This window comes from Acidimicrobiia bacterium (assembly GCA_040881685.1).
Taxonomy (GTDB): domain Bacteria; phylum Actinomycetota; class Acidimicrobiia; order IMCC26256; family PALSA-555; genus SHVJ01.
The window spans coordinates 301,946-312,495 of sequence record JBBECS010000036.1 but is presented as its reverse complement, the minus strand read 5'-3'; the positions used below and the strand labels follow the sequence as shown (position 1 = coordinate 312,495).

Sequence of the window (10,550 nt, the reverse complement as noted above, 5' to 3'; positions counted from 1 at the left end):
CTTCATCGGCATCTGGCGCCAAGGCATCCACCGTTGGCTCTTTCTAGCTTGGGAGTTCTTCTTGCACTTTTGTCTTACGAAATATGCACGTTGTGCTAGATGCTCGTGCTTGCTCTTGAGTTCTCAAAGGACGGGGTGGGGCCGGCCGCGCCACGCCAAGCTGCACGAGGGCAGGTCAGCGGGGAGGCGGCGTGTGGCCTCGAGAGGTGCGAGCACCGCGTGCAGACAGCACGCGGGTGCAGCTCCCTCACAACGGAATAGTGACGCCGGCGCCGACTCACTCGCCTCCAGGTGGTGCCCGTGCGGCCCGGCGCCTCGCTCGAGAGCCGAAGCTCTTGGGAGAGGCACTGGCTGACCCGGGGGTCTGGAGTGCAACGAGTGTGACGACTCACCAGTGATCGACGTAGGAGCCCCAACTCACCCACCGATGTCCGTGGACAAAGGCATTTGAGAAGGGCAGTGCGCTCCTTAGAAAGGAGGTGATCCAGCCGCACCTTCCGGTACGGCTACCTTGTTACGACTTCACCCCAATCGCTGATCCCACCTTCGACAGCTCCCTCCCAAAAGGGTTGGGCCACTGGCTTCGGGTGTTACCAACTTTCGTGGTGTGACGGGCGGTGTGTACAAGGCCCGGGAACGTATTCACCGCAGCAATGCTGATCTGCGATTACTAGCGACTCCGACTTCACGCAGTCGAGTTGCAGACTGCGATCCGAACTGAGACCGGCTTTTTGGGATTGGCGTCTCTTCGCAGAGTAGCAACCCTTTGTACCGGCCATTGTAGCATGTGTGCAGCCCTGGACGTAAGGGGCATGAGGACTTGACCTCGTCCCCACCTTCCTCCGGTTTGGCACCGGCAGTCTCCTACGAGTCCCCGCCATTACGCGCTGGCAACATAGGATAGGGGTTGCGCTCGTTGCGGGACTTAACCCAACATCTCACGACACGAGCTGACGACAGCCATGCACCACCTGTACACCACGAACGGATCCGACATATCTCTATGGCTGTAAGGTGTATGTCAAGCCCAGGTAAGGTTCTTCGCGTTGCTTCGAATTAAGCCACATGCTCCGCCGCTTGTGCGGGCCCCCGTCAATTCCTTTGAGTTTTAGCCTTGCGGCCGTACTCCCCAGGCGGGGCACTTAATGCGTTAGCTACGGCACGGAGCCCGTTGATAGAGCCCCACACCTAGTGCCCAACGTTTACGGCGTGGACTACCAGGGTATCTAATCCTGTTTGCTCCCCACGCTTTCGCTCCTCAGCGTCAGTACCGGCCCAGAGTGCCGCCTTCGCTACGGGTGTTCCTCCCGATCTCTGCGCATTTCACCGCTACACCGGGAATTCCACACTCCCCTACCGGACTCGAGTCACGACAGTCTCGACTGACCCCTCCACGTTGAGCGTGGAGATTTCACAGTCGACTTGTCGAACCGCCTACGAGCTCTTTACGCCCAATAAATCCGGACAACGCTTGCCCCCTACGTATTACCGCGGCTGCTGGCACGTAGTTGGCCGGGGCTTCTTCTGCAGGTACCGTCAATTTCGTCCCTGCTGAAAGCGGTTTACGACCCGAGGGCCTTCATCCCGCACGCGGCGTCGCTGCGTCAAGCTTTCGCTCATTGCGCAAGATTCCCTACTGCTGCCTCCCGTAGGAGTCTGGGCCGTGTCTCAGTCCCAGTGTGGCTGGACATCCTCTCAGACCAGCTACCCGTCGAAGCCTTGGTGGGCCGTTACCCCACCAACAAGCTGATAGGCCGCGAGGCCATCCTGGAGCGGAATCCATTTCCTCACCGGATCATGTGATCCGGTGAGGGCATCCGGTATTAGCACCGGTTTCCCGGTGTTATCCCGGTCTCCAGGGCAGGTTCCTCACGTGTTCCTCACCCGTTCGCCACTTTCCACCCAGAGCAAGCTCCAGGCTTCACGTTCGACTTGCATGTATGAGGCGCGCCGCCAGCGTTCGTCCTGAGCCAGGATCAAACTCTCCATCGAGACCAACACCCTTGGCGGGGTGCAGATCGGAGAGTCACCGTCGAGCGACACTTCGCCCTCAGGTGACGGAATTGCGAGAGGCGCCCACGCGCGTCAAAGAAACGGCGCGAACGCCTTCACTGGCTTTTGTGGCGTCACTGTTCCGTTTTCAAGGAGCTGTCGCGAGGCACGCGGCGCGCAATACACGCCGGAAATCCTTGCTGGCTGAACGCTCACTCGACTCGGCTGGCCATCGTCGCCGGGTTTCGGCGGCTGATGACCTGGGCGAGCGTCCGTGTCAACCGCCTGAGGGAATCCCCTAGGCGGACCTCTGATCCTATGGGGCCCAAGGGGCCGAGTCAATTACCGCGCCGGATTCGCTCGAATCCGGACCCATCGTCGCCGCCCGACCTGGAGCACGACCCCGTCGAGCTCGGCCGGCTCGAGCGCCGCGTCTGGGTCGGTGGCGGGCTCGTCGTTGCAACGGACGCCGCCCTGGGTGATCAGGCGCTGCCCTTCGGTGTTGGACTGCACGAGACCGGCCTGGCGGAGCACGTTGGCCAGGCGGATCTTGCCGTCCACCGCCTCAGAGACGTCGAGCACGTGCTCGGGGATGTCTGTGGGGGTCTCCTTGGCCTTGAAGACCCGGTCGAACTCCGCCTCGGCCGCGGCGCCAGAGCCCTCCGGGTGGTACTCGTCGACAATCGCGCGGCCCAGCGCGCGTTTCGCTTCGACCTTTGTGCCCTCCTGGAGACGACGGGTGATCGACTCGGTCGCGCTCGTCGTGAGCAGCGCCCACTGCTCGATCAGGTCGTCCGGGATCGACATGACCTTGCCGAACTGCTCCGCCGGAGGCTCCGAGATGCCCACGTAGTTGCCGAGGCTCTTCGACATCTTCTGCGCGCCATCGAGTCCGACGAGCAGCGGCGTCGTGATGATGCACTGCGGCTCTTGGCCCTCTTGCTCCTGGAGCTGTCGGGCGAGCAAGAAATTGAACAGCTGGTCGGTCCCCCCGAGCTCGACGTCGGCCTCGACCACCACCGAGTCGCAGCCCTGCAACAGCGGGTACAGGAACTCCATGACCGAGATCGGCGAACCCTCGGCGTAGCGGTTCGCGAAGTCGTCGCGTTCGAGCATGCGAGCGACGGTTGTGCGCGACGCGAGTCGCAGGGCGTCCTCGATACCCATCGTGCCCAGCCACTCAGCGTTGCGGCGCACCTCGAGTCGATCGGTGCTCAGGATCTGGTGGATCTGCTCGAGGTAGGTCTCGGCGTGTGCGTCGACCTCCTCCTTGGACAAGCGAGGTCGGCTTGCTGATCGTCCCGACGGGTCACCCACTTGTGCGGTGAAGTCTCCGAGGATGAGCACGGCCGTGTGGCCGAGGTCCTGGAACTCGCGCAGCTTGCGCAGGACGACCGCGAAACCCAAGTGGATGTCCGACGCGGTCGGATCGATGCCGAGCTTTGCGCGCAGCGGCTTCCCGCGCTCGAGCTTGGCTCGGAGCTCGTCTTCGCTGATGAAGTCGACCGTGTTCGCCCGGAGCGTTTCGAGCTGCGTGTTCACCGACGGCGGCATCCGGTGGAACCTAGATCATGGTCGCGCTCGCTCGGGCCCGGATACCTGGCCCCGCCCTTCGGGTCGCTCGGCTGCTTCTAGTGCTTGGGTCCGCGGCTGACGTTCAGGTTGCCCGGCACGAAGAACCGCCATCGGTCCTCGTCGCCACGTCCCGCGCGCAAGCCCACCCGGGTCGTCGCGATCGGACGCCGGGGCGGCGGCATGCCGTCGTCGAGGAGCCGGACCACCCCACGCACGAGGTCCGTGCCGTCGTGATCCCCGGTGAGTCCGAGTGCCTGCGTGAGCCGCGCGGGCCCGGAGCACAGCTCGGTCTCTTGGCGCGCCGCGGGTCGACGCGTGCGCATGGTCTCGACGCCCGTCATGGGCTCCGCCGCGCGCAGCAACACCCCGGACGCGATCCCCTCTGAGCCCCCCACGACGTTGGCACACCAGTGCATGCCGTAGGTGAAGTACACGTACAGGTGACCGGGTGGTCCGAACATCGTCGCGTTGCGACCGGTTTTCCCGCGGTACCCGTGACTCGCGGGGTCTTCGGCTCCGGCATACGCCTCGACCTCGACGATCCGGACCAAGAGTCGCCCGGCATCCGGGTCGTGGTGCATCAGAACCTTGTTGAGCAGTAGCGGAGCGAGCTTGCGCGCGTCTTGGGCGTAGAAGGAGCGCCCGAGGACCTTTCCGACTAGACGCGTAGCCACGTTGCTTGTTCCGCCAGACGAGCATGCGCCGCGTGCACCTGCTCGGCGACCGGCCCAGGTCCGGCACCGCCCGGCGTCGTCCGGCGGCGCACTGCCTCCCCCGGCGCAAGCGCATCGCTCGCGTCGGCACCGAAGCGGTCGTCGGCCGCGACGAGTTCGGCGAAGGATCGATGGCCTGTGCTCGCGTCGCGCGCGACGGAGCCCACTGCGGCGTGCGCGTCGCGGAAGGGCGTTCCCTCGCGCACCATCTGCTCGGCCAGATCGGTGGCGGCGGTCGTCGCGACATCGGCCGCGGCTCGCATGCGCTCCGGCACGAACTCGAGGGTCTCGAACACGCCTCGCAACGCTACGAGAGAGAGCGACAGCGTGCTCAAGGCGTCAAAGAGGGGCTCCTTGTCCTCTTGGAGGTCCCGGTTGTACGCAAGCGGCAGTCCCTTGAGCGTGGCGAGGAAGCCGGTGAGATCGCCGATGAGACGCCCGGCCTTTCCTCGAGCGAGCTCGGCAATGTCAGGATTCTTCTTGTTGGGGAGCATCGAGGAACCGGTGCTGTACGCGTCGGCGAGACGGGCGAAGCCGAACTCCTCGCTCGACCACAGGACCAGCTCTTCGCCGATGCGCGAGAGATGCACCTGCTCGAGCGCGGCGACAAAGAGCGCTTCCGCCACGAAGTCCCGATCTGACACAGCGTCGAGCGAGTTCTCGAAGCGGCGCGAGAAGCCCAGGTCGGCCGCAACGCCATCGGGATCGAGCCGGAAGCTGGAACCCGCGAGCGCGCCGGCACCCAACGGGCTCACGTCGGCACGGGCGAGCGCGTCGCGCCAGCGATCGACGTCGCGTGCGAGCGCCCAGAAGTGTGCGAGGAGATGGTGCGCCAGGAGTACCGGCTGCGCGCGCTGAAGATGTGTGTAGCCCGGGAGGTACACGTCATCGCTCGTCGCGGTGGCTCGGTCCAGCAAGGTGGCCTGGAGCGCATGGGTCTGGGCCGCGACCGCCCCGCCCTCACGACGCAGCCAGAGGCGCAGGTCGGTCGCCACCTGGTCGTTGCGACTCCGACCCGTGTGGAGCTTCGCGCCGGCCGCGCCGGCGAGCTCGGTGACCCGCCGTTCGACGGCCGTGTGAATGTCTTCATCGGTGTCGACGAAGGAGAACATGCCGTCGCGAAGCTCGTTCTCGACGGTGTCGAGTGCGGCCAGAACCGCCGTGATCTCGGCGTCGTCGAGCAGCCCTGCTCGACCGAGCCCGCGGACATGTGCGCGCGATCCCTCGATGTCGTCGGCGGCCAACGTGACGTCGAAGCTGAGGCTCTGGGTGAACGCCAGCAGCGCATCGCTCGGCGGCTCACTCATGCGCCCGTGCCAGAGGGGACCCGGACCCGAGGGCTGCGTCACTCCGGTGATCCCTGCCGGCGCGCGATGGTCTCGAGGCCGAGACCCCAGAGTCGCACGAAACCCGCGGCATCCTGGTGGCGGAACTGGTCGGCCGCGTCGTACGTGGCCAGCTCGTAGTCATACAGGCCGTGATCGGCGCGACGGCCGACCACGTGGCAGCGGCCCGGTTCGAGGCGGAGCCGAACATCGCCGGTCACCATCGCCTGGGTGGTGTCCACGAACGCGTCGAGCGCGCGACGCAACGGTGAGAACCAGAGGCCGTCGTAGACGAGCTCGGCGTAGCGCGGTTCGAGCCGTGCCTTCTCACGCATGAGGTCGCGCTCCAACGTCACCGACTCGAGGTCGGCGTGCGCAATGATCAGCGCGAGGGACCCCGGGCACTCGTAGACCTCGCGACTCTTGATGCCCACGCGACGGTTCTCCACCATGTCGACCCGTCCCCAGCCGTAGCTACCGACGACGCGCGACACCTCGGCCACGAGATCGTGCAGTGGCAGCTCGCGGCCGTCCACAGCCACTGGCGTCCCTGCGTCGAACCGGATCGTGACCTCCCAGGGTTCGGTCGCGGTCTGGCTCGTGAGGGTGTACGGCTCCTCAGGGGGCGCGCTCCACGGGTCCTCGATCACGCCGCACTCGATCGCACGGCCCCACAGGTTCTCGTCGATCGAGTACGGGTTGTCCTTGCGGACCTTGATGGGGATCCCGTGCTTCGCGGCGTAATCGATCGAGTCCTCACGGGTGAAACCCCACTCGCGTACGGGGGCGAGCACATCGAGATCGGGTGCGAGTGCCCGGGTCGAGACCTCGAATCGCACCTGGTCGTTGCCCTTTCCCGTGCAGCCGTGCGCTACTGCGTCGGCGTGCTGCTCACGCGCAACCGAGACGAGATGCTTGACGATCACCGGTCGCGACAGCGCCGAGACCAACGGGTACTTGCCCTCGTAGAGCGCGTTGGCTCGCAAGGCCGGGAGGCAGTAGTCCGACGCGAACTCCGCGCGGGCGTCTACGACGAGCGCCTCGACGGCTCCTGCGGCGAGCGCGCGGTGACGGATCGTGTCCCAGTCGTCATCCGTGGCCTGGCCGACGTCGACGGCGAGCGCGACGACCTCGGCGTCCCAGGTCTGAGTGATCCAGTGCACGGCGACCGAGGTGTCGAGGCCACCGGAGTAGGCCAAGACGACTCTCATGGTCGATTCCGCTCCGGCGTCCCGGCCGTCCGGCCACGCCTCCGCTTCATCTCCGACCGCTTGGGCATGACTTCCTCTTCCTAGAGACCGGCGAAGCCGGCGAGGTCGGCCGCGATGCTTGCGCCGCCGGCCTGCTCGGAACACACGACCACGACCGTGTCATCGCCGGCAACGGTGCCGAGGACGTCATTGAGACCGGCGCGGTCAAGGGCCGAGGCGACGACGTGAGCGGAGCCCGGCGGGGTGCGGAGCACGACAAGGTTGGCGCTGTGCGCGACATCGACCACGAACTCCCCCATCACCCTGCGCAGGTGATCGTCCGGGGCCGCGAAGTCCTTGGCGTGCTCGGGGACCGCATACGCCATCGCACCGCCAGGGATCCGCACCTTCACGGCTCCGAGATCCTCCAGGTCGCGGCTGACCGTGGCCTGCGTCGCCACGACGCCGTCGGCCGCGAGCAGCTCGACGAGCTGGGCCTGGCTCGAGACCGCCTGCTCTTCGAGCAAGCGGGCGACCCGATGTTGTCGTTGGGGCTTGCCGAGCGTCATCTGCCCTCCTCTTCCGGTGCCGCGAGCATGGCCAGGAGTGCGCGGACGGCGTGCATGCGGTTCTCGGCCTGGCGCCACACCACGGACTGAGGCCCGTCCAGGACGTCGGCGCTGACTTCCTCACCACGGTGGGCCGGCAGGCAATGCAGGAAGCGAGCCTGTGCCCCGGCAGTAGCCATGAGATCGGCGTCGACGCAGTACCCGACGAACGCGACGCGGCGCAGCGCAGCCTCGTCCTCTTGGCCCATCGACGTCCAAACATCCGTGTACACCGCGTCGGCACCCCGAACCGCTTCGTGCGGGTCTGCCACCAGCTCGATGGTGCCGCCGAGGTTCCGGACGCGATCGACGATGTCATCGTCGAGCTCGTAGCCCGGCGGCGACGCGATCGTGAGCTCTAACCCGGAGAGCGCCGCCGCGAACGCCAGCGAAGCCGCGACGTTGTTGCCGTCACCCACGTAGGCCAGGCGACGACCTTCCAGCACTCCGAGGTCCTCCCGCAGTGTGAGGAGGTCGGCCAGCGCCTGGCACGGATGGGCGCGGTCCGACAACAGGTTCACCACGGGCACGGGGGCGACCGCGACCATCCGCTCGAGCAGGTGATGGTCGAACACGCGCGCCGCGATCACCGCACAGTACGAGCCCAACGTGCGGGCGACATCCTCCGCCGACTCGCGCGTGTCGATGCCCAGCTCTTCGCCGCGCACATAGATCGGGTGGCCTTCGAGCGTGTGCACGGCCATCTCGGTCGAGACCCGCGTTCGGGCCGACGGCTTCTCGAAGAGCAGCGCAACCCCGCGGCCGGCGAACGCCGCGGGGACGGCATTCGGATCGCTCTTCCAGGCGCCGGCCTTCCCGAGTAGCAACTCGAGCTCCGCAGGTGCGAGATCGTCCACCTCGAGGAATCGGCGCGGCCCCATCACGCACCAGCCGCGAGCACCGCGCCAAGGATGCGCAGTGCTTCGTCGATCTCGTCGTCGCTCACCAGCAGCGGCGGCGCGAGGCGCACGGTGGTGGGAGTGACCGCGTTCACGACGAGGCCTGCGTCGAGGCAGCGCTTCGTGACGTCAGGTGCGTCCAGATCAGGCGCGAGCTCGGCGCCGAGGAGCAGTCCCGACCCGCGCACGCTCGTGACACCTGGCAGCAGCTCGAGACTGGTTGCGAGCCGTGCCCCGGCCTTCTCGGCCAAGCCTGGAATATCGAGCTCTTCCATCAGCTCGAGGACGGTGACTGCGACCCGGGCCGCGAACGGCTGGCCCCCGAACGTGGTCGCGTGGTCGCCAGGGCGGAACGCGCTGGCGACGTCGTCTCTTGCCCAGCACGCGCCGATCGGCACCCCGTTGCCGAGTGCCTTGGCCAGGGTGACGATGTCGGGCGCGATCTCGGCGTGCTCGAAGCCGAACCACCGACCGGTTCGCCCGAGGCCCGTCTGCACCTCGTCCATGATCAGGAGCGCCTCGCGCTCATCACAGAGGTCACGGACCGCGCGTAGGTATCCCGCCGGTGCGGGCACCACGCCGCCCTCGCCTTGGATGGGCTCGAGCAACACCGCGCACACGCGCTCGTCCATTGCCGCGGCCAGGGCATCGAGATCGGCGTACGCGACCTGGCGAAATCCACTCGGCAACGGTTGGAAGGTCTCTTGCTTCTGAGGCTGTCCTGTCGCGGCGAGCGTCGTGAGCGTGCGCCCGTGGAACGACCCGTAGGCCGAGAGCACGTGGAAGCGATCGGGACCACCGTGGGTCTGTCCGAAGCGGCGGGCCAACTTGATGGCGCACTCATTTGCCTCGGCGCCCGAGTTGCTGCAGAAGACGCGCCCGCCGCCGCCCAGGAGGGTATCGATCTTCGCCGCCAGACGCGGTTGCCACTCGTTCAGGAAGAAGTTCGACACATGCAGGAGCGTGGTCGCCTGCTCGGCGATTGCTGCTGCGACCTTCGGGTGGGCATGGCCCAACGACACGACGGCGAGCCCGGAGAGGAAGTCAAGGTATTCGCGGCCCTCGCTGTCCCAGAGACGAGTTCCCTCGCCGCGCACGAACGCGATGTCGTACTGCCCGGCGTAGGTCTGCATGACGTGCTCGGCATCGAGCGCCTCGAGCTCCTCCCACATGGACTCGGTCGCTGCGAGCCGGGATCCACTCTGTTGGTCGACCCCGCTAGCTCCGTCTCCTGGGCGTCGAGAGGCAAAGCCGCTCGACGCCCGGCCCGCGGGCCCTCGCTCCTCGTGCTTCGCAGGAATCGAGTCAGTCATGGCGACACCATGGTCCCGATGCCCTCCCGAGTGAAGAACTCGAGCAGCAGCGCGTGGGGCATGCGGCCGTCGAGGACGTGCGCGCGACGCACGCCACCGCGCAACGCCTCGATGCACGAGCGCAGCTTCGGGATCATCCCCTCGCTGACCTTGCCGGACTCCAGGAGTCGCTCCAACCCGAGCGCGTCGGTCTGAGCAACGAGCGATCCCTCGTCGCCGAAGTCCTCGAAGACGCCAGCAACGTCGGTGAGGTACACGAGCTTCTCCGCTTGTAGCGCGATGGCGATCGCTCCCGCCACGGCATCTGCGTTCACGTTGTATGCCTGGCCCGTGTCGTCGACCCCTACGGTCGCAACGACCGGGATCAGCTCTTCGCGCAGCACGCGCTCGAGGATGGCCGGGTTGATGTGGCGGACATCACCGACGAAGCCGAGACGTGCGTCGCGCTGGTCGACGGTGATGAGACCGGCATCGGCGCCGGAGAGGCCCACGGCATACGACCCGTGCTGGTTGAGAGCCGTCACGATCTCCGGGTTGATCTTGCCGATGAGTGCCATCTGCACGATGTCGACGGTCTCGGCATCGGTGACCCGCAGCCCGTCGACGAACTCGGGCTCCTTGCCGAGGCGGCGCATGAGGTGGCTGATCTGGGGCCCTCCACCGTGCACGACGACCGGGTTCATGCCAACGAGACGCATGAGCACGACGTCCTGGGCGAACAGCTCGGCGAGGGTGGGGTCCTCCATGGCGTGCCCGCCGTACTTGATGACGACGGTCTTGCCGGAGAACTCACGGATGTACGGCAATGCCTCTGCGAGGACGCCCGCCTTGGCATGGGCGTCCCGTGCGCGCGGGTCGTCTGTCATGGTCCCACTCGCTCTGCGCCGGGATACCCGGCACAGCCCTTCGGGACGCTCGTCACTCCAACACTCATG

Annotated in this window: 8 protein-coding genes and 1 rRNA gene; all 9 read right to left on the bottom strand. The window is 66.6% G+C overall.

What is annotated here, in order from left to right:
• Nucleotides 1–472: 472 nt before the first annotated feature.
• Nucleotides 473–1,992 (bottom strand): 16S ribosomal RNA (locus tag WEE69_09840).
• Nucleotides 1,993–2,334: 342 nt separating this feature from the next.
• The gene (gene tyrS / locus WEE69_09835; protein MEX1145595.1) at nt 2,335–3,546 is read right to left on the bottom strand and encodes a tyrosine--tRNA ligase; all 1,212 of its coding nucleotides are present in this window, start codon (nt 3,544–3,546) and stop codon (nt 2,335–2,337) included.
• Between the two features lie 77 nt (nt 3,547–3,623).
• Nucleotides 3,624–4,241, bottom strand: coding sequence for a DNA-3-methyladenine glycosylase (locus WEE69_09830; GenBank protein MEX1145594.1), 618 nt, complete (start codon nt 4,239–4,241; stop codon nt 3,624–3,626).
• Nucleotides 4,226–5,629: an argininosuccinate lyase gene (argH, locus tag WEE69_09825; GenBank protein MEX1145593.1), complete on the bottom strand. Its 1,404-nt coding sequence runs from the start codon at nt 5,627–5,629 to the stop codon at nt 4,226–4,228. The genes WEE69_09830 and argH overlap by 16 nt, the downstream gene beginning before the upstream one ends.
• Complete coding sequence (locus WEE69_09820) at nt 5,626–6,816, bottom strand: argininosuccinate synthase (protein ID MEX1145592.1); 1,191 nt, start codon at nt 6,814–6,816, stop codon at nt 5,626–5,628. The genes argH and WEE69_09820 overlap by 4 nt, the downstream gene beginning before the upstream one ends.
• Nucleotides 6,817–6,896: 80 nt before the next feature.
• On the bottom strand, nt 6,897–7,364 hold the full coding sequence (gene argR, locus WEE69_09815; GenBank protein ID MEX1145591.1) for an arginine repressor: 468 nt from the start codon (nt 7,362–7,364) through the stop codon (nt 6,897–6,899).
• A complete protein-coding gene (gene argF / locus WEE69_09810; protein ID MEX1145590.1) occupies nt 7,361–8,284 on the bottom strand; it encodes an ornithine carbamoyltransferase in 924 nt (307 codons plus the stop codon). The genes argR and argF overlap by 4 nt, the downstream gene beginning before the upstream one ends.
• A complete protein-coding gene (locus tag WEE69_09805) occupies nt 8,284–9,615 on the bottom strand; it encodes an acetylornithine transaminase (GenBank protein ID MEX1145589.1) in 1,332 nt (443 codons plus the stop codon). Before WEE69_09805 ends, argF begins: the two co-directional genes overlap by 1 nt.
• Nucleotides 9,612–10,481: an acetylglutamate kinase gene (argB, locus tag WEE69_09800; protein ID MEX1145588.1), complete on the bottom strand. Its 870-nt coding sequence runs from the start codon at nt 10,479–10,481 to the stop codon at nt 9,612–9,614. Before argB ends, WEE69_09805 begins: the two co-directional genes overlap by 4 nt.
• Nucleotides 10,482–10,550: the final 69 nt, after the last annotated feature.

Coding starts and splice junctions, on each gene's coding strand:
- tyrS (MEX1145595.1), bottom strand. CDS start 3,546: ATGCCGCCGTCGGTGAACACGCAGCTCGAAACGCTCCGGGCGAACACG.
- WEE69_09820 (MEX1145592.1), bottom strand. CDS start 6,816: ATGAGAGTCGTCTTGGCCTACTCCGGTGGCCTCGACACCTCGGTCGCC.
- argR (MEX1145591.1), bottom strand. CDS start 7,364: ATGACGCTCGGCAAGCCCCAACGACAACATCGGGTCGCCCGCTTGCTC.
- argF (MEX1145590.1), bottom strand. CDS start 8,284: ATGGGGCCGCGCCGATTCCTCGAGGTGGACGATCTCGCACCTGCGGAG.
- WEE69_09805 (MEX1145589.1), bottom strand. CDS start 9,615: ATGACTGACTCGATTCCTGCGAAGCACGAGGAGCGAGGGCCCGCGGGC.
- argB (MEX1145588.1), bottom strand. CDS start 10,481: ATGACAGACGACCCGCGCGCACGGGACGCCCATGCCAAGGCGGGCGTC.